Origin of the sequence: Glycomyces sp. L485, from assembly GCF_022548875.1 — a bacterium.
Lineage (GTDB): Bacteria > Actinomycetota > Actinomycetes > Mycobacteriales > Micromonosporaceae > Glycomyces.
On sequence record NZ_JAKZEW010000019.1, the window covers coordinates 26,003 to 44,329 of the forward strand.

General features: G+C 71.4%; 17 protein-coding genes. 5 read left to right on the forward strand and 12 right to left on the reverse strand.

Annotated elements, in window-relative coordinates; all coding sequences use genetic code 11:
• Position 1: 1 nt before the first annotated feature.
• The gene (locus L0U85_RS11325; protein ID WP_241377869.1) at positions 2–2,113 is read left to right on the forward strand and encodes an acyltransferase family protein; all 2,112 of its coding nucleotides are present in this window, start codon (positions 2–4) and stop codon (positions 2,111–2,113) included.
• 20 nt (positions 2,114–2,133) lie between these two features.
• On the opposite strand, the gene L0U85_RS11330 is transcribed toward L0U85_RS11325, so the two are convergent.
• Together L0U85_RS11330 and L0U85_RS11335 are read right to left on the reverse strand one after the other, a co-directional pair.
• Positions 2,134–3,072: a glycosyltransferase family 2 protein gene (locus tag L0U85_RS11330; protein ID WP_241377870.1), complete on the reverse strand. Its 939-nt coding sequence runs from the start codon at positions 3,070–3,072 to the stop codon at positions 2,134–2,136.
• The gene (locus L0U85_RS11335; RefSeq protein ID WP_241377871.1) at positions 3,065–4,075 is read right to left on the reverse strand and encodes a sulfotransferase; all 1,011 of its coding nucleotides are present in this window, start codon (positions 4,073–4,075) and stop codon (positions 3,065–3,067) included. The genes L0U85_RS11330 and L0U85_RS11335 overlap by 8 nt, the downstream gene beginning before the upstream one ends.
• Before the next feature lie 179 nt (positions 4,076–4,254).
• On the opposite strand from L0U85_RS11335, the gene L0U85_RS11340 reads away from it, so the two are divergent.
• Complete coding sequence (locus L0U85_RS11340) at positions 4,255–5,028, forward strand: WecB/TagA/CpsF family glycosyltransferase (RefSeq protein WP_241377872.1); 774 nt, start codon at positions 4,255–4,257, stop codon at positions 5,026–5,028.
• A 1-nt stretch (position 5,029) separates the two neighbouring features.
• On the opposite strand, the gene L0U85_RS11345 is transcribed toward L0U85_RS11340, so the two are convergent.
• The 6 genes from L0U85_RS11345 to L0U85_RS11370 are packed head-to-tail and all read right to left on the reverse strand — an operon-like array spanning position 5,030 to position 12,345.
• Complete coding sequence (locus tag L0U85_RS11345) at positions 5,030–5,761, reverse strand: hypothetical protein (protein ID WP_241377873.1); 732 nt, start codon at positions 5,759–5,761, stop codon at positions 5,030–5,032.
• 24 nt (positions 5,762–5,785) lie between these two features.
• Entirely contained in the window at positions 5,786–7,258 is a 1,473-nt protein-coding gene (locus tag L0U85_RS11350; protein WP_241377874.1) for a polysaccharide biosynthesis C-terminal domain-containing protein, read from the reverse strand.
• Positions 7,225–8,109, reverse strand: coding sequence for a sulfotransferase (locus tag L0U85_RS11355; protein WP_241377875.1), 885 nt, complete (start codon positions 8,107–8,109; stop codon positions 7,225–7,227). The genes L0U85_RS11350 and L0U85_RS11355 overlap by 34 nt, the downstream gene beginning before the upstream one ends.
• Before the next feature lie 26 nt (positions 8,110–8,135).
• Positions 8,136–9,344, reverse strand: coding sequence for a hypothetical protein (locus L0U85_RS11360; protein WP_241377876.1), 1,209 nt, complete (start codon positions 9,342–9,344; stop codon positions 8,136–8,138).
• A gap of 2 nt (positions 9,345–9,346) precedes the next feature.
• Entirely contained in the window at positions 9,347–10,720 is a 1,374-nt protein-coding gene (locus tag L0U85_RS11365; RefSeq protein WP_241377877.1) for a hypothetical protein, read from the reverse strand.
• Positions 10,717–12,345: a Wzz/FepE/Etk N-terminal domain-containing protein gene (locus L0U85_RS11370; protein WP_241377878.1), complete on the reverse strand. Its 1,629-nt coding sequence runs from the start codon at positions 12,343–12,345 to the stop codon at positions 10,717–10,719. The genes L0U85_RS11365 and L0U85_RS11370 overlap by 4 nt, the downstream gene beginning before the upstream one ends.
• Positions 12,346–12,540: 195 nt before the next feature.
• Here L0U85_RS11370 and L0U85_RS11375 point away from each other — a divergent pair, with 195 nt between their 5' ends.
• Positions 12,541–14,235, forward strand: coding sequence for a glycosyl hydrolase (locus tag L0U85_RS11375; protein ID WP_241377879.1), 1,695 nt, complete (start codon positions 12,541–12,543; stop codon positions 14,233–14,235).
• Here the strand turns inward: L0U85_RS11375 and L0U85_RS11380 are convergent.
• The 3 genes from L0U85_RS11380 to L0U85_RS11390 are packed head-to-tail and all read right to left on the reverse strand — an operon-like array spanning position 14,206 to position 15,586.
• Positions 14,206–14,805, reverse strand: coding sequence for a DNA-3-methyladenine glycosylase (locus L0U85_RS11380; RefSeq protein ID WP_241377880.1), 600 nt, complete (start codon positions 14,803–14,805; stop codon positions 14,206–14,208). The two genes, L0U85_RS11375 and L0U85_RS11380, sit on opposite strands and share 30 nt — an antisense overlap.
• Positions 14,802–15,344, reverse strand: coding sequence for a DUF3515 family protein (locus tag L0U85_RS11385; protein ID WP_241377881.1), 543 nt, complete (start codon positions 15,342–15,344; stop codon positions 14,802–14,804). The genes L0U85_RS11380 and L0U85_RS11385 overlap by 4 nt, the downstream gene beginning before the upstream one ends.
• An 8-nt stretch (positions 15,345–15,352) precedes the next feature.
• Positions 15,353–15,586, reverse strand: coding sequence for an Lrp/AsnC ligand binding domain-containing protein (locus L0U85_RS11390; protein ID WP_241377882.1), 234 nt, complete (start codon positions 15,584–15,586; stop codon positions 15,353–15,355).
• Positions 15,587–15,729: 143 nt separating this feature from the next.
• Between L0U85_RS11390 and L0U85_RS11395 the strand changes: the two genes are divergently transcribed.
• Positions 15,730–16,683 carry a thiamine-phosphate kinase gene (locus L0U85_RS11395; protein ID WP_241377883.1) on the forward strand — a complete coding sequence of 318 codons (954 nt, stop codon included), beginning with the start codon at positions 15,730–15,732 and terminating at the stop codon, positions 16,681–16,683.
• Between the two features lie 62 nt (positions 16,684–16,745).
• On the opposite strand, the gene rpmB is transcribed toward L0U85_RS11395, so the two are convergent.
• Positions 16,746–16,937, reverse strand: a complete 192-nt coding sequence (gene rpmB, locus L0U85_RS11400) for a 50S ribosomal protein L28 (protein WP_241377884.1) — start codon at positions 16,935–16,937, stop codon at positions 16,746–16,748.
• 272 nt (positions 16,938–17,209) lie between these two features.
• Between rpmB and L0U85_RS11405 the strand changes: the two genes are divergently transcribed.
• Complete coding sequence (locus L0U85_RS11405) at positions 17,210–18,286, forward strand: hypothetical protein (protein WP_241377885.1); 1,077 nt, start codon at positions 17,210–17,212, stop codon at positions 18,284–18,286.
• The last annotated feature ends 41 nt before the right edge of the window (positions 18,287–18,327 follow it).

Sequence of the window (18,327 nt, forward strand, 5' to 3'; positions counted from 1 at the left end):
GATGACCAGCGCATCCACCGCACAGGTCGCCGGGCCACCGGCCCAGCGCGCCTCGACGCCCACGCCCCGCTCGAAGGCCAGGTCCGCGTTCCGGCCCGACATCGAGGGCCTGCGCGCCATCGCCGTCGGCCTCGTCGTCCTCGGCCACGCGGGCTTCCCGGGGCTCGACGGCGGCTACGTCGGTGTCGATGTCTTCTTCGTGATCTCCGGCTTCCTCATCACCTCCCTGCTGCTGCGCGAGCTCGCCGGCACCGGCCGCATATCCGTGGCCGGCTTCTACGCCCGCCGCGCCACGCGATTGCTGCCGATGGCCGCCACCGTCACCGTCGCCACCCTCGTCGCCTCCTGGCTGTGGCTCGCCCCCACCAGGTTCGCCTCCATCGCGGGCGACGCTGCGGCCGGCGCCCTGTACTTCGTGAACTACCGACTCGCCGCCGAAGGCACCGAATACCTCAACGCCGACGAGGCGCCGTCCCCGTTCCAGCACTACTGGTCGCTCGCGGTCGAGGAGCAGTTCTACCTCGTCTGGCCGCTGCTGCTCCTCTCCGTCGGCCTCATGCTGCGCAGGAGCCCCGAGCTCATCCGCGACGGACTGACCGTCGCACTGCTGTTCATTCTCGGCACCACGTTTGCCGCCAGTGCCGTACTCTCCGACCACGAACCGGTCTGGTCCTACTTCGGCCTCCACACCCGAGGCTGGGAGCTCGCGATCGGCGCGCTGGTCGCCCTCGGGGGCGCGGCCTGCGCGCGCATACCGCACGCGCTCGCCGCCGCGCTCATGTGGGGTGGCCTGGCCGCGATCGTGTGGTCGGCCTTCACCTTCGACGCGGGCACCGTCTTCCCCGGCACCGCCGCGGCCGTGCCGGTGCTCGGCACCGCCGCCGTCATCGCCGGCGGCTGCGTCGCCCCCAAGGCCGGGGCGGGCGGGATGCTCGCGCTGCCCGGCTTTCAGGTCCTCGGGCGGCTCTCCTACGGCTTGTACCTGTGGCACTGGCCGATCCTCATGATCGGCCCCGAGGCACTGGGCGCGGAACCGACCGTCCGCCTCAACCTCGTGCTCGTCGCCGCCGCACTCGGCATCACCGCCGTCACCCACGAGGTCGTCGAGAACCCCGTGCGATTCTCGTCCTGGCTCAAGCGCCGCGCCTGGCGCGGCGTGGGACTCGGAGTCGCGCTCACGGCCGTCTCGGCCTCTGCCGCGCTCGCAGCGACCTCTCTGTTCGCGCCGCGAGCCGAGGGCACCGGCGAAGCGGTCCAGACCCCCGAGATCGACACCGTCGCCGAGCTGGGCGAGCTCGTCCGCGAGTCGGCCACCATCACCGAGGCGCCCTCGAACCTGACCCCGACGCCCTTGGACGCCAAGGGCGACACGTCGAAGATCTACGGGAGCGGCTGCCACGCCGTCCTCGAAGTCGTCGAGTTCGAGCCGTGCGTCTTCGGCGAGGAGGGGAGCGGCACCGAGATCGTCCTCTTCGGGGACTCCCACGCCGCCTCGTGGTTCCCGACTCTGGAGATCCTCGCCGACGAGCACGGCTGGAAGCTCACCTCCTACACCAAGAGCGGCTGCCCGGCGCCGATGATCGCCAAGAACGCCGCCGACATCGGCGGGCGCTACTTCCAGTGCGAGGAGTGGCGCGAGCGGACGATCGAACGGATCGTCGAGGAGCGCCCGGAGATGATCGTGGTCGGCTCCAGCGAGAACAACAATCCGATCACCGACGGGCTCAGCGCCGACGAGACCTGGATCGAAGGCTGGAAGCAGACCCTGGAGCGGTTGAACGGGAGCGGCGCCGAGGTCGTGCTGCCGTCCAACCCGCCGAAGTTCACCCAGAGCGTCCCCGACTGCGTCTCGGCCAACCTCGCCGACCTCACCGTCTGCGGCGGCCCGACCGACCTGGTAGTCCGCCATCGCGAACGCGAGCAGCAGGTCCTGGAGGAGGCGGAGCGGCTGGGCGTCCACACGATCGACGTCACCGACTGGTTCTGCGCCGACGGGTTCTGCCCCGTCGTGGTGGGCAACATGATCACCCACCGCGACTCGCACCACTTCAACGTCACCTACGGCGAGTTCCTCGCACCGGTCCTCGACGCGGAGCTGCCCGACATCGACTAAGTCGACGTCGACCGGGTTGATCAGATGCCGCGCCCGCGCCGGTGCAGGGCGGCCATCACGGTCGGGACGCCGACGACGCCGGCCGCCGCCGCGGCGGCGACGGCCGCTCTGGGCTCGCTCGGGTTCGACTTGGTCGCCTTGAGCGCCCAGCGCAGAGCCTCCTTGCGGTCGCCGATGGCGGCGTGCCAGCAGGCGATCTGGCCGTAGACGCGGGCGGCGCCCTCGGGGCTGCCGTGGATCTCCGGGTGGCGTTCGAGGATCCACCGCAGCGAGGAGATCTTGGTGTCCCAGCGCGCCTCGAAGTGCGAACCGGCCCAGTTGATGAGCGCGAACGGGGTGTCGACGTGCGCGATCGGGCGGCGTCTGGCCGCCCGCAGCAGCATGTCCCAGTCCTCGTTCTGGCTGCCTGGGGCGTCCTCGGCGACCAGGCCGAGCCCGCCCAGGAGGGCCGAGCGGCGGAATACGAACGTCGAGGAGTGCAGCATCATCATCCGCGAACGCAGCAGGTCGACGTGCCGGACCGTGGACTGTCCGGCGAATCGGGCGTTGCGCCGCCCCCGGTAGTCGACCTCGATCGCGGTAGTGCACATCTCGGCTTCGGTGCCGAGGGCCGCGACCTGCGCGGGCAGCTTGCCGGGGAGCCATTCGTCGTCGTCGTCGAGGAACGCGACGAGGTCGGTCCCGAGCGCGGTGATCCCGGTGTTGCGGGCCCCTGCGAGGCCGGGCGTGCGCTCGTTCTTGACCACGCGCACCGGGCGCTTGCCAGTCGCGACGGAGCTTGCGGAGTCACGGGCCCCCTCGGCGGCGATCGACTCGTCGGGCTTGGCGCGGTCGAAGACGACGACGACCTCGACGTGACCGGGGTAGAACTGGGTGAGCACCGAGCGGAGCGCCTCGCGCACCTGCCTGGGCCGATCGTGTGTCGGGATGACGACCCCGATCGAAGGCCACTCACTCACCGGCGGTCACCTCTTTCGGCTCGGGGACCAGTGTCTCTTCGTTCAGGTAGCCGTATCGGCCCAGCAGCGGGCGCGTCAGCGTCGACACCATGCGGCGGGTGCCGTCGGGCATATCGTCAGTCCACGCCTCGTCGGGCCGAATCGGTATGCGCCCCACGGTGAACCGCATCGGGTTCCCGGCAGCCGAGTGGCTCGGGCCGAGATCGGCCCAGCCGTCGCCGATGAAGTTGAGGTCGGATTCGACCAGGTCGAGGTCGCAGAACCGCGCCAGTGACGCGATGACCTTGCGGGGGCGCTGGATGATCCGCTCGTAACGGACTCGCCGCACCGGCACGCCGCGCCGGGCGAGCAGGCTGAACGCGGCGTTCTGCGCGTTCCACAGCATCGCGGCCTTGGCGGGGGAGTAGCGGGTCATCTGGTCGCCGGTGGGCGACTCGGGGCGCCGCACCTGCTTCGTCCAGGAGTAGGCCACGCCCCGCGAGTCGCGCACGACGTGCAGGACCCGCAGGTCGATGTTCGGCGACCAGCGCAGGCAGTAGGCCAGCGAGGCGTGCTTGGACGAGTCCACCACCACGCGGGCGTTCGTGTCCGCCGCGGCGGCCTGGTAGACCTTCTCGAAGTAGGAGACGTACTCGCGCACCAGCTGGTGCTGGGCGGGTGCGATCCTCTTCGCCGCGAGCGCCGGAATGTGCCGGGTTCTGTCTATGGTGGCCTTCAAGGCGCCGAGGCGCTCCACGTCCACCGAATCCCAGGACCCGAAGGCGGCCGCGCCGATCCGCTGCCAGAACTCGCAGTAGGAGAACGTGGCCCCGCAGGCGCACATCTCGTTGCCGAGCAGGTCCCGCTCCCACAGGTGAGTGATCTCGCCTAGCGGCATCACGCCGGGCAGCTGCCCCAGCAGCCGCTCTAGGAGCGTCGTGCCGCTGCGGCCCAGGCCTCCGATGAACACCACCTTGACGGGGTTATCGGACTGCTCGGCCGTATCGGCGATCTTGACGCTCACTGATGCCACTCCCACTTCTGCTCGATCGCGATTCCCTGTGTGTCGGTATAACGACTCTGGGTGGGGTCGAGGACACGCCCTGAAGTGAAAAAACCCGGAAAAAGCCGCCGGGGCGCTTACCGTCTGATGGCATGGAGCGGTTTGACCCTTCGCGGCGCGGTGAGTCCGACAATGCGGTCGTGACTCGGATCCGGCTGGGCGGCATCGGCATCGACCCGGTGAGTGAACGGCAGGCGGTCGAGCGGGTGCTCGCGGCGATCGAAATCGGATGCGGCGGGCAGGTCGTGACTCCGAACGTGGACATCCTGGCCGCCGCCAGGCGCAGCCGCGAGCTGCGGACCATCATCGAGGACTCCGACCTCGTCGTCGCCGACGGAGCCCCGCTCGTGTGGGCCTCCAGAGTGGCCGCAACGCCGCTGCCCGAGCGCGTCGCCGGCTCGGACCTGGTGTGGAGCCTCTCGGAGGCGGCCGCGACGCGCGGTCTGCGGATCGCGCTGCTCGGCGGCACCCCCGACGGGACCGCCCGGCCCACCGAGCGCGCCGCCGAGATCCTCGAAACCCGATACCCGGGCCTCAAGGTCGTCGGGGCGTGGTGCCCGCCGATGGGCTTCGACCGCGACGAGACGCACTGGCGGGCCCTGGTCGACCGCTTCGAAGCCGCCGCACCGGACCTGGTCTATGTCGGCCTCGGCTTCCCCAAGCAGGAGCACGTCATAGCGCGCCTGCGGACGGTCGCCCCGCGAGCCTGGTTCCTCGGCTGCGGGGCGAGCATCGACTTCATCGCCGGATTCCGGCGCCGCGCCCCCGAGTGGATGCGGCGAACCGGCACCGAATGGCTGTTCCGGCTCGCCTCCGAACCGCGCAGGCTCGCCCGGCGCTACCTCCTCGACGACGTCCCCGAGGCGCTCAGGCTCCTCGCGTCCGCCGTCGCGGCGCGACGGCGGCATCACTGATTCAGCGCCGGCGGGCGACGTAGACGACGTCCGTGCACCGCTTCGACATCGGCGAGGCCAGAAGGCCGTCGGTCGCCTTCGCGAACCACGCGACCGGCGCGCGATAGCAGCCTCGCGTGAACAGCGTGAAGCCCTGCACGCCGACCAGCTCGTACCGGTGCCGGTCGAACAGTGCCCGCATCTCGGCGTGCGACAGCTCCTGGAACCACGTCGAGGCGTCCAGCCGGCCGAACGTCTTGCGCAGGTGGCGCAGCGAAGCGGCATTGCCGTGGTTCTCGACCAGCAGCAGCCCCGCGTCGGCATCGGGCAGAGCCGCCGAGGCGAACTCCATCAGTTGGTCCCGCAGGGCCTCGTCCACATTGAGCACGAAGCGGAACGCGGTCACCAGCGCCGGGCGGCCCGGCGACGCGGCGGGTGCCGCGCCGCCCGGTCCGACCAGGTGCGCGTACCCCGGCGTGCCCAGCTCGCGGCCCTTCGCCAGCATCGCCTCCGACGTGTCATAGCCGTGCGAGACCTCCACCAGGCCCGACAGCATCCGCGCCACCCGCCCGGTGCCGCAGGCGAAGTCGTGGTGCACCGGCGGCACCCCGAACGCGGTCGGCACGAAGCCGCGGAGCCAGCCCGTCTGGCGTGAACTCACGATCGACGAGAACGTCCCGGGCGCATAAGTGTCCTCGGCGTACTTCTCGACCGCGTTCGGGTCCTGGAAGACCTCGGTGTAGTTGGCAGCCACGAATATCCCCCAAATCGGAAGGTGTTAGATCCTGTGCCGGTGGCGCATCAGCGCCACCGCCCACGCGACGCCCGCCGCCGCGAGCGCTACCAGCGCCCACGCCCCGCCGAGCCCGCTGAACGCGAGCGGCAGCGCCCCGAAACCGAGCCCGGTCGCCGCCAGCGCCCGCCTTGTCAACGCGCCGAACGGATGGAGTCCGTAGGTCCGCCACAGCTGCGTGAGTGGAATCAGATTATTCACCAGAACGGCCGCCGACCACGCGATCGCCGCGCCGACGACGCCGAGGGAAGGAATCAGCACCAGGTTCAACGCCACGTTGAACGCCAGAGAGATCGTCACGTCGGCCAATTGCCAGGCGGTCCTGCCGGCCATCGCCAGCATCGAGTCGACCACCCCGCACGCCGCGCTGACCATCATGGCGGGCACCAGGATCCACACGACCGTACGCGCATCCTCGGTGGCGTACTCGCCGCCGAACAGCCGCAGATACCACTCGGCGCCGAGCCCCACCGCGAGGTACACCGGCCAGGTGAGCGCCACGATCCACGCCGTCGACTCCTGGTAGAGCCGCCGGGCCGACAGCGCCTCCCCGGCCGCCATGGCGGCGGCGGCACGCGGCTGCACCGCCTGCCCGACCGCCCCGGAGGCCAGCTGCCCGACGATGACGAACCTGGTCGCCACGGTGTACACCGCCGCCGGGCCGAGCCCGGCGAGCGCGGCGACCAGGATGATGTCGAGCCGCTGGAGCCCGATCTGGGCGACCCCCGCGACGGCCCTCGGCGCTGTGAAGCCCCAGAACGCGCGCGCGTCCACCCGGTCCGGGAACCCCGGGTCGCCGGAGGAGTGGTGCCGCCACAGGTACCACCCGGCGGCCACCGCGGCCGGCAGGTACGGCAGCGCCCACGCGGCCGTCACCGCCAGGACCGAGGCCGAACCGGTCGCCGCGATCACCCCGAGCGCCGCGAGCTGCGCCAGCGTGCGGCCGAGCTTGTCGATGAGGACCGTCGGACCCATGCGCCGGTACCCGCGCGTGGCCGCCAGCAGCGCCTCCAGGGCCACCGATGCGGGAATGAAGCATGCTACGAGCCGCACCAGCTCCGGGCGCGCGAACATCGGCGCCGCGGCGAACAGCCCGGCGGCCGCGGCAGCCGAGGCGATCGCCGCAGGCCACAGGCTCGTCCGCAGCACCGATCCGATCGCCGCTTCCCGGCCGGCCCTGCGCAGCCGGGCCACCCAGTACACCAGCCCCGTCGGCGTCCCCAAGCGCGCCAGAGCGACGACGAGGAGGAACACTGAGGTCACCGCGAAGAACGCACCGGCCTCGGCCGGCGAGAGCGCCACGGCCACCAGCCAGGTGACCGCGAGACCGCCGCCTCCGGCGACGGCCGCGCCGACGAGGTTCACCAGTCCGCCGCGCGCGGTGCCGCGCAGCTCGGATCCGTCCGGCTGGGTCTTCGCCGTTGTCAGCGCCGCCAACTCGGCGTCCTGCCCAGCCACTCGGCGAGCCGCGCGTCGTAAGGCTCATAGTGGTCGGTCAGGCGCCGACGCAGCGCCGGCGACATCGGCGAGGGCCGTCCGCGGGCGTTGTGCCGGGCGAACGCGAACTCGCCGAGCCACGGCAGTCCCAGGAAGCGCAGGACACGCTCGAAGACGTCCTCGGGCCTGGTGAAGAACTCCCCGGAGTCGAGCACGAGGACCCGGTCGCGGCCCACCGCTTGCGCGAGCGGCTCCAGGTAGTCCGTGTAGCGCCCGCGCGCGACATAGGCGTGGTGCTGGTGGTCGAAGCTGTAGTGGGCCGGGTCGATCCGCAGACGCTGCTCGGCGCCGAGCAGCCGCCCGGGCTCGGCCTCGACGGCCGCCTCGAAGTCGGCGATGTCGTCGAAGTCGCGCGCCACCTCGTGCGCGTGGTGCGACCAGGCCCGCTCGACCGGGTCGCGGACGAGCACGATGACCTTGACACCGGGCAGGTCGCGGGCGAAGCGCCGTGCCGCCAGAGGGTGGTACAGGTAGTACGGGCTCGACTCGAACCCGACGGGCGCGAGGCCGGTGTGGTCGGCGATCCTGCGCGCGACGGCCTTGGTGGGGAAATGCGCCCGGTACCAGGCCAGGCCCCGCTCATACGCGGTGTCGAAGTAGTGGACGCCCTTGTGGCACACGGGCTTGAGGATCGCCGGGTGCTGCGCGAGCGCGCGGTACAGCGAGGTGGTGCCGCAGCGCTGGCCGCCGCAGACCAGCAGGCCCGGCAGGATCCGCGACGACGACGTCAGGAGCCCGAAGGTCCTGGTGGAGTGGCCGACGACGGCCTTGACGGGAGTCGGCACGCGCTCCCGCAGCGATCGCTCGCTCAATCGTTGCTCCTAACAGTCCGCAGTAGTCAGACATCGCGCTGCCGTGCTATGTGTCGCAGTAGTGTCGGCAGCAGCCACCGGCCCAGCGCCCCGAGCGAGGCTCCGGCCTGCTCGGCCTGGTCGCCCATGTAGCGGACCGCGAGGTCGACCAGGTACAGCAGTGTCGTCGGCTCCGACTCAGAGGGAGTGACGCCCATGGGGGACAGCACGGCCGAGGAGTTCGCGGCGAGCAGCAGCACCGCCGTGGTCGGGTCGACCTGGTGGGTGACGATGTCGTCCTGGAGCCGGTAGTGGACGGCGTCGAAGCCGAACGGCACGCCGGTCTCGAACCGCTCCAGGTCCCACAGGTAGATCACGTCGGCCGCCTCGCAGGTGTTCCACGGCGACCAGTCGCCGTGCCAGGCTCCGAAGGTCAGCTCGATCGTCGCGTACCGGTCGAGCAGCGTCGTTCCGGCGGCCACGAGCGTGTCGGCCTCGGTGTCGCCGCGCTGCGCGAGCAGCTTGAGGCGGGTGCGCAGTCGGTGCGCGTAGTCCGACTCGCCGAGCGGTGAGCGCACGGTGCCTGCCACCGCGGCCAGTTCGCTCATGGCCTCGATGCGGCGCGTCTCGCCGCACTCGATCGGCTGGGTCCAGGCGGGGAGCGCCGAGGTGACCATGAGGTTGTGGCCGCGCCAGGTGCCCGAGTGCAGTAGGCGAGGGACGCGCAGGCGCCGCAGGTCCCAGTACTCGCTGAGCCGGCGGGTCGCGGCCGTCTCGGCCTCCACGAGCTCCCTGGTGAGCTGGTTGACGCCGAGCTTGGCGAACGCGACGGTGCGGGCGTCGCCGTCGAGGATCTGGAGCACCGGTTTGCGGTTCGCCCTCGCAGGTCCGATGTGGATGCTGATATGCACATCGTGGCCGAGGACCGCGCTGAGATGGTCGTCGATGCCCTCGGCGGCCGAGACCTCGATGCGGTGGGGCAGCAGGAGCCGGTCGAGGCCCAGGCGCAGCGCCCACACCGCGGCGTCGCGCTTGGCGCGGGCGGCCCTGGCGGCGGGCCGGGAGTACCTGGCGAGGGCCCCGGCGGCGACCTTCCTGGTGGCGGCCGGGATGAGCACGCGGGGCTTGCGCCGGTTGGGCACCACGATGTACGGGCGCGTCTCCTCTCCGGACTCCGGGTAGAGCTGGCCGACCACCTCGGCCAGGTAGGTGGCGCGCCGACGCAGGTCGTCGGCGGTCTGCAGGGCTCTGCTCATGGCTACTCCGTACTCGTTCGCAAGGGCACTGGTATTCGGTTGGCGGCGAGGAGCACGTAACTGAGGAGCGTGAACAGCAGGGGGGTGACCAGGGCGTTGTAGTAGAACATCGAGAGCATCGACAGGCCTATGACCGCCGACCCGGCGATCCCGACCGCCGAGTGGTCCGACCGGAAACGCCACAGCACGGCCAGGGTGAAGCCGAGGTAGGCGATGGTCCCGGCGACGCCGTGGGCGAACAGGACCTGCCACAGTTGGCCGTTGCCGCCGAGGGTGCGGCCCCCGCAGCGCGGGCATTCGGGCGTGGGGCCCACGGCGATGGACTCCCCCGAGCCGAGGGTCTTGCGGGTCGAGCCGAAGCCGAGGACCGGCGAGTGGCTGAGGACGAGCTCGGCGGCCCGCTCGGAGGAGAAGGCGCGGCCGTCGTCGGAGTGGCCGTTGTCGAGCCGCGTCTGTGCGACCGTACCCAGCGGTGTGAGCGCCACGAGCAGGAGCGCGGCGCAGCCGGCTCCGGCGAGCGAGGCCATCCCCGCCGGTCGCCCCGATATGAGCAGCCGCAGTGCCGCGAAGACCGCGATGGCGGCCAGGCCCAGCCACAGGCCCCGGTTCATCGAGTACACGGCCGGGACCAGCGAGACGGCGAGCAGCACCGTGGCCGCGACGCGCCAGCGCTTGCGCAGCGGCAGGCAGAACGCGGCGACGGCGAGCCACACCAAGGTGATGGCGAAGTTGTTGCCCCAGGTGTTGGTGTAGCCCCAGGGCGCGGCCGGGCGCGGCGTCTCGTACCCGAGGAAGTCCATGGTCTGCGCGGCCGCGGGGTGGACCAGCGACTGGACGAAGCCGTCGGCGGCCACCGACTTCGGAAGCAGCGCCTCGACCGGCGAGGTGTATTCGAAGCCGCCGGCGAAGGTGCCGAGCAGACCCCCGGCCACCGTGACGGTGAACAGCCACGCCAGCAGCCGGATGAGCCGCTCCCGCGGATAGCGGCCCTCGGCGACGAGGTTGTAGGCCCACAGCGCGATGAGCGTGAGGCAGCAGTAGAAGCCGAGCCGGAACGTCGCACCGGGCAGGTTGGAGAACCAGGAGCCCGCGACGGTGCCGGGCGGGTCGACCCCGAGGTTGGCGACGCTGAGCGTGACGGTCAGCAGGAACAGCAGCCACCATCCGAAGGCGGGCGGCACGGCGATCGACCTGCGCCGTAGCAGGCGCACCGCGCCCACGGAGGCTACGAACGGGATGGCCAGGATTCCCATGCCCAGGGCCCACCACAGTGGATAGGCGGCGAGCAGCCATGTCAGGGCCGCTCCCTCGGGCGCGGTTTCGGCGGGGGACCGTCTGGAGGCGCGGGCGGCCCGCGCCGCTTCGGTGAGGGTCATCGCGTCTCTGCCGGCTGCGAGTGGTCGGCCGATTCGGCAACGGCGTCCAGCGTCTCGGTGGGAGTCTCGTCGGCCGAGGGCTTCCGCGCTCGCGGGGGGGCCTCGCCGCGCGGGCCCGGCATCGGCACGTTGTTCATGGGCCCCAGGACGCTCGGCAGCAGGGCCGCGCCGAGCAGCGGGGTGTCGATCTGGCGCATCGCCGTGGCGGCGGCCGCGGTCTCCGCGATCGTGTCGCGGCGGGCCTGGACGGCGAGGATGACGGCGTCGGCGTGGGCGGCGAGCAACTGTGCGTCGGCGGAGCACGACAGCGGCGGGGCGTCGACGACGACGAAGCGCCCGGCCTCGGCGAGCTTGGTGAACGTCTCGGCGGCTGCCTCGCTGGTGGGCCCGGTGGCCCGTGCGGCCGCACCGGGGCCGACGATCGTCAGGGTCGGCTGTCTCGGCGCGGACTGCATGGTCTCGGGCAGGTCGATCCGCCCCGACCACACGTCGGCCAGGCCGGGAACCGATTCGGTGCCGAACAGCTCCGGCAGGCCCACGGTGGTGCTCGGGTTGGCGGCGACGGCGGTGACGCGGTCGCCGGCTCGGGCCATCGCGGTCGCGAGGTTGGCGGCGACGACGCTGGCGGCCGGGCCGGGCGCGACGCCGGCCACGACCACGATGCGTTGGGCGCCGGTGAGCTGGGAGGAGATGACGTTGCGCATCTGCGAGAAGACCCGCCCGCCGGGGCTGTAGGCGCCGAAGACCTCGCGGTGTTGGATCTTCGCCGAGGCGGGCATCGAGCCGAGGACGTCGAGTTCGCACCGCTCGACCAGGTCGACCGGGTAGGAGACGCGCCGGGCGAGGCGGTGCCGCGCCCAGGCGAGCATGAGGCCGAGCGGCAGGCCCGCGCCGAGGGCGGCGGCGATGTTGAGGATCGCGTTCGGGGAGACCGGGGAGTCGGGGGTGGTGGGCTGGTTGATGATGCGCCCGGGCGTGATCGTTCCCCGCTCGGCCTCGAGTGCAGCGATCTCGGACTCCATCTCGCCTGCCCGGCCGGTCAGGGTGTCGAGACTGGACTCGATGGCATTGCCGTCCTCATACGGGCCGAGTGAGGCCAGTTCTCCCTCCAGGCGGTCGATCTCGGAGTTGACGGTGTCGAGTCCCGTCTGCGTTGCGGTGATCGCGTTCTCGATCGAGGCGGTGGCGCCGCCGAGCCGGTGGTCGAGGTAGGCGTCGCTGAAGGCGATCGTGCCGGCCTTGGCCCGGCCGGGGTCGTCGGCGCGGAAACTGATCTCCAGCACCGAAGTGTTGGGCGGCACCGAGACCGAGACCTGCTTCGCCAGTTCGGAGGTGGCCGGGGCCGACAGCCGTTCCGCGGCCGCCTGGGCGACCTCGGTGGACAGGACGAGTTGCGCTTCGGTATCGAGGTTGACCTGCCCGGGCGTCCTGGCTCCGGCGACGTCCGCGTCGGTGGCGGTGGGCATCACCAGGACCGAGGCCGTGGACTCGTAGACCTTGTCGGTGGCGACGGTGTAGCCGATTCCGGCGGTGATCGCGGCGGCGACCGTGCCGACGATGAGCCACCAGGAGCGGCGGGCGATGGTGCCGTAGTCGGCGAGCGTGCGGGCGGCGGGGGTCCTCAACGCGAATGCCTTTCTCGTTCTTGGGCTCTCGCTCAAGTAACGAGTCAACGCGCCGGAAGGTGACGGGCTGCGGCATCCGTCCGGAAAGTATCACCGGTACGAGGGGATTGTTGTGTCAACGCGCCGGTAATGACCATCTCATTCGTTATCATGTGGATTCGCGGCAGTTCGAGCAAGAATCACAAAGGACTGAAGATGAGCAAGTGGAACGCGCGGCCCGGGCTGCCGCTGAGGACGGGGCGAGGTCTCGTCACGCTCCTGGCCGGCGTCCCGCTGGTGCTGGCGGGCTTCATCATCGGCTACGGAGTCGGCGTCGACCACGAGCGCACCACCCGTACCGTGCCGGCCTGGGAACAGGAGCAGCACGGGGCCGCCGACCACGAGCCGGTCGCCGCCTCCTTCACCGCCACCGACGTCGACGGTCCCGCCCCGGCCGACCCGGCCGCGCTGCCCGTCGGCAACAGCACCGGACTCGGCATCGCCGTCACCCACCTCCAGTTCGCCCTCGACGAGTCCACAGTGAATCCCGACCACACGGCCGAGCTGCGCCTGCCGGTCCTCCTCCCGCCCGACAGCGAGGCGATGATGATCGAGGTCTCCTCGGTCCAACCCGTCTCGTGCCTGTGCGGGCTCACCGCCTCCTCCGCCCCGCCCTACGGACGCGTATGGGACACCGCCGTCGTCGACTCCGCCACCACTGAAGTCGTCTTCGACGTCACCGGAGCGATCGACGCCCCCGGGCGCTACGGCTTCGCGGTCACCACGCCCGACCGCGACGCCTACCTCGAATTCGAAGGCGGCCGGATCGACGGCGAAGGGCCGAAGCTGCGCACCGTCTCGGCACCGGGGGCGCCGCCGAGCCACACCGGCGAGCCGACCCCGGCCGACGACCCGAGCAGCGCCGAACCCGGCCCCCTCACCCCCGAGGCCGGGCAGGCCGAGGACACCCTCGGGACCTGCTCCGCCGGCGACAAGCTCATCCCCACCTGCGGAGCGCTCGTCGGCGCCGCGGCCGGCGCCCACACCAACCGCCCCAAAGAGCAGGCCTTCCTCGAATTCGAGCAGGACGCCGGGCGCACCCAGCACATCTACCACGCCTACGAACGCGCCGACGGGAAACTCTTCCCCACCCGCGAGCAGATCGCGCTCGCGAACGACCCGGACCACCCCAGGACCCTGTTCATCAACTGGAAGCCCCGCATGGCCGACTGGGCCGCGATCGCCGCAGGCGACCCCGAGGTCGACGCCTACCTCACCCGCCTGGCCGACCACATCAAGGCCAACTTCGACAAGCCGTTCTTCTTCACCGTCCACCACGAGCCCGAGAACGATGTCATCGACCGGCCCGGCTCGGGCATGGAGCCCGGCGACTACGCCGACATGTACCGCTACGTCGTGACCTTCCTGCGCGACCAGGGCGTCGACAACCTCGTCACCGTCATGAACTACATGGGCTACCTCAAATGGGTCGACATGCCCTGGCACGACCAGCTCTATCCCGGCGAGGACGTCGTCGACTGGATCGGCCTGTCCGGCTACGGCCAGTCCCTCTCGGACGACGGCCACTCCGACTTCACCGAGATCGTCGACCAGACCAATGACGGCTCCTGGCCCGGCTTCTACCACTGGGTGGGCCGGCACCACCCGGACAAGCCGATGATGCTCGCCGAATGGGGCGTCTTCCGCCAGCAGGCCTACCCGCACCACCAGGAGACCGTGTTCAAAGCCGCCGCCGAGCAGCTCGCGCACTACCCGCGGCTGAAGGCGATCGTCTACTTCTCCTCGCCGGACGCCGAGGGCCGCGACTCCGAGATCAGCACCGACGCCGACGCCCATGCTGCCTACCGCGAGCTCATGGCCTCACACCACTTCGACGTCGCCCTCGAATAAGGCCGCGGGAGCCTTCGGATGGCGCCTGTACGGCGAGACGAAGCCGTCCCCGGCGATCCAGAACCGCCACGGCACCTCAGCGGCCCTCGAGATCCCCGTCCGCGGCCCCACCTGCACCGCGAACTCCCGCTCACCGGGCTCGACCGCGCCGACCATGTCGGCGCCGTCGTCGCCGCGGTCCCAACCCATCGCCTGCGCCAGCCGCGCCGGACCCCGCGCCAGATCCCGGAACGGAACCCGCGCCCCGCGTCTCGCCCGCGCCGCCTCGACGCCGTCGACGACTTCCCCTGCACGCAGCAGCACCGCCGCCCCCGCGCCGTCGGCGCCGCAGGTCAGGTTGGCGCAGAAGTGCATCCCGTAGGTGAAGTAGACGTAGAGGTGCCCGGCCGGGCCGAACATGACCGCCGTGCGGGCGGTGCGCCCCCGGAACGAATGCGACGCCGGGTCGTCCTCCCGATATGCCTCGACCTCGGTCAGCCGCAGCGTGACCCCGTTCGCGGTGATCAGGCGGCCCAGCAGCTCCGGCGCCACCAGTACCGGATCGCGTGCGAAGAACGACCGCTCGGTCATGAGCAGTTGGCAGGGGCTTCACCGGTCGCCGGCACCTTGTCGGCGATCGTCGGCGACAGCCCGTTGAGAACGTCCGCCGGCTGCTCGTGCTCGGCCGGCACGGTCACACCCACCGGCACCCGGCGGTCCACGGTCACCCACTCGGTGCCGTCCCCGTCCTCCTCGGTGTACCAGCACACGCCGTTCATCAGATAGATCGGAGCGGTCGGCGCGACCTCCACCGACTCGACCCCGCACGTCACCACCACGGCCGGATCGCCGTACGCCAGCACGAACTCCGAGGCGTGCTCGCCGCCCTCGACCGGCCGCGCCGGGAGACCGGCGGCGCTCTCGGGCGCCGTCGCCGTCAACGCCAGGCACACCACCGCGTCATCGCCAGACAACTGCGGCACCGCGACGCTCACCGGCGACAGGTCCTCGTCGAACCGCGAGTCGTCCGCCGAGGGCGCGATGAGGTCGAACACCGCGATGCCCGCAAAGACCGCGACCGGAACCGCCACCGCCGTGGCCACCAGGGCCGGAAGCTTCGACTTCCCCACGGGATCCCTCACAAGTGCAGAATCGAACAGGTCAGCGTGCGGGTAATGCCCGACACCCGCTGGACTCTACTCACCACGGCCGCCCCCAGCAGATCCACGGTGGCGGCCTCGGTGAGGATCACCACGTCATAGGGGCCGGTCACGGTGTCCACCCGCACCACGCCGTCGATCTTCGACACGGCGCCGGACACCTCGTGGGCCATCCCGACCTCAGTCTGGACGAGAATGTACGCCTGCACCATCGACAGGTCTCCCAACGCTCACGGGCCACCCGGCCCGGCGGCCGGAAAGCGACACCGGCGGGCCTGACCGGCTCCCGATCGCCGTTGAGCGAAGATTACGCAGTGATCTGTGCACCGTCAACTGCCCGAGACTGGAAGAAACCGTGAGCGAAACCGTCGCCGAGGTCGGCGAGTTCAGACTGATCGAGCGCTTCACCAGGCACTTCACCGCCACCGACGCGGTCGAGCTCGGCCCCGGCGACGACGCCGCCGTCGTCACCGCCCCCGACGGCCGGGTCGTCGCCTGCACCGACATGCTCGTCGACGGCCGCCACTTCCGCCGCGACTGGTGCTCCTCGGCCGACGTCGGCCACCGCGCCGCCGCCGCCAACTTCGCCGACATCGCCGCCATGGGCGCCAAGCCGACCGCGCTCCTCGCCGCCGTCTCGGCCCCGCAGGACACCCCCGCCGAATGGCTCGAAGGCCTCGCCTCGGGCCTGGCCGCCGAGGCCGCGAGCGTCGGCGCGGCAGTCATCGGCGGCGACACCACCCGCGGCGATCAGCTCACCGTCACCGTCACCGCCCTCGGCGACCTCGAAGGCCGTGCGCCGGTCACCAGGGCCGGGGCACGGCCGGGAGACGTGATCGCGCTGGCCGGGAAGGTCGGCTGGTCCGCCGCCGGGCTGCTGGTCCTCTCGCGTGGCTTCCGTTCGCCCGGGGCGCTCGTCGGCGCCTACCGCAGGCCGCAGCCGCCGTACGCGGCCGGGCGCGACGCGGCGCTCATGGGCGCCGACGCCATGATCGACATCTCCGACGGTCTCCTCGCGGACCTCGGGCACATGGCGTCCGCGTCCGGGGCGTCGATCGACGTGGACACCGGCGCGCTCGACGTCCCCGAGACGATGGCCAACGCCGCCGAGGCGCTCGGCGCCGACTCGCTCACGTGGCTGCTGTCCGGAGGCGAGGATCACGCACTCGCCGCGGCGTTCCCGCCCGACGTGATCCTGCCCGAGGGCTGGCGTCGCATCGGCGCCGTCGCCGAAGGCTCGGGCGTCACCGTGGACGGCCGCCGCTGGAGCGGCCCGATCGGCTGGGACCACTTTCGGGAGACCCAGTGATCGGGCACGACAAAACGCCGCCGGGGACTCCCCGGCGGCGTGAAGCCTGATTGCCTGTGGCCTTAGCGGGTCACCTTGTTGGCCTTGAGGCACGAGGTGCAGACCTTGGCGCGGCGCTTGTTGTCACCGGAGCCAGTCGCGATGCGAACGGTCTGCAGGTTCGGGTTCCAACGACGCTTGGTCTTCTTGTGGGACCACGGCACGTTGTTGCCGAAGCCCGGGCGCTTGCCGCAGACTTCACACACGCTCGACATAATCCAAACTCCTGCGTTGACGTTTCAGCAACCCACCCCCACGGCGGGCAACCCGGTAATTCTAGCGGACCTGCGAACCGGCGCCCCATCCAGGGCCGAGGGCCCGCGTCACAGCCCCGGAGGGCCGCGAATCCGGCCGTGCGACCGAGACGATGCACTGTGGTGGCTGCCGCCGGTCGCTGTCTTCGGTCACTCTAGGCTTGGTGCAGATCCCGTAGGCTACCCACATACAGTGATGTGCCGATGCCCATATTTTCTTTGGTGAGTCGATCATGAGCAACACCCCGCAGCCCCCGGCCGACGGCTGGCAGCCGCCGCAGTCCCCGCCGGAGCCTCCGGTGTACCGGCCCAACGAGCAGCCTCCCACCGAGGAGCCGCCGCCGTGGTCGCCTGAGAGTCAGCGCGTGTCCCCGCCTCGGCCGCAGACGCCGGTGGAGGACGTCGACGGCACCGTGAAGTACGCCGGCGGGCCCGGCAGCCGGCCGCAGGCGCCGTTCGGGCCGCCTCCCGGGGTTCCCGTCTCGCCCTTCGACGCCCCGCCCCACCCGCACGGCGGCATGCCGCCGGTCTCCAGCGTGCCCGCCTCCGGCGTCCCGGTATCGGGCATGCCTCCGGCCTCGGGGATCCCGGTCTCGCCCGGTCAAGGGCAGTTCGGCCCCCAGGGAGGCCAGCTCGTTCCGGTCTCCGGCGCCACCGGCCCCGCCTGGGGCGGCGCCCAGCCGGGCCAGATCCAGCGCAAGAAGAAGAGCGGCGGCAAGACGCCGTTGTGGATCCTGCTGGCGGGCATCGTGGTCATCGCCGCCGCGCTCGGGGTCGGCGGCTTCATCCTGTTCAACCCCGACCCGGGCGGCCCCGACGAGGAGCCGACCGCCACGATCGAGAGCAACGCGCCCGCCGAGCCGATGGCGGTGGGCGAGTCCACCGCCGGGCTCACCTTCGTCACCGACGGCGGGAACTGGGCCGAGGAACCGCAGTTCCCGAACGTCTTCACCGGCGCCTCCGGGATCGCGCTCGATGACGGCAGCGCCTCGGCGTTCGTCGGTTCGCTCGACCCCGCGGCACTCGGCGCCACAGGCGAGTCGACTCTGGACGACCTCGGGCCCGCGCTCGACGCGGCGCTCGCGGGGCACCTCGGCGGCGAGCCCTCCGAGGCCGACGCCCAGACCTACTGGGTCGACGCCCACCCGGCGAAGTTCCGGACCTTCACCGTCGGCGAGACCACCGTGATCGCCGCGATCATCGAGCTCGAAGAGGGGTATGCGGGATTCGCCGGCTTCGCCACCGGCGACCAGGTCGAGACGATCGAGGCACTGGCCCGCACGCTCCAGTTCGGCGAGCCCGCGCTCTAGGTGGCACGACAGGAGCGGTACCGGTCGCTCCCGCGAGGGCG

Excerpts from the sequence above, each read along its gene's own strand:
- L0U85_RS11360 (WP_241377876.1), bottom strand. The coding sequence starts at position 9,344 with ATGAGCAGAGCCCTGCAGACCGCCGACGACCTGCGTCGGCGCGCCACC.
- L0U85_RS11380 (WP_241377880.1), bottom strand. The coding sequence starts at position 14,805 with ATGACCGAGCGGTCGTTCTTCGCACGCGATCCGGTACTGGTGGCGCCG.
- L0U85_RS11325 (WP_241377869.1), top strand. The coding sequence starts at position 2 with ATGACCAGCGCATCCACCGCACAGGTCGCCGGGCCACCGGCCCAGCGC.
- L0U85_RS11390 (WP_241377882.1), bottom strand. The coding sequence starts at position 15,586 with ATGGTGCAGGCGTACATTCTCGTCCAGACTGAGGTCGGGATGGCCCAC.
- L0U85_RS11365 (WP_241377877.1), bottom strand. The coding sequence starts at position 10,720 with ATGACCCTCACCGAAGCGGCGCGGGCCGCCCGCGCCTCCAGACGGTCC.
- rpmB (WP_241377884.1), bottom strand. The coding sequence starts at position 16,937 with ATGTCGAGCGTGTGTGAAGTCTGCGGCAAGCGCCCGGGCTTCGGCAAC.
- L0U85_RS11405 (WP_241377885.1), top strand. The coding sequence starts at position 17,210 with ATGAGCAACACCCCGCAGCCCCCGGCCGACGGCTGGCAGCCGCCGCAG.
- L0U85_RS11375 (WP_241377879.1), top strand. The coding sequence starts at position 12,541 with ATGAGCAAGTGGAACGCGCGGCCCGGGCTGCCGCTGAGGACGGGGCGA.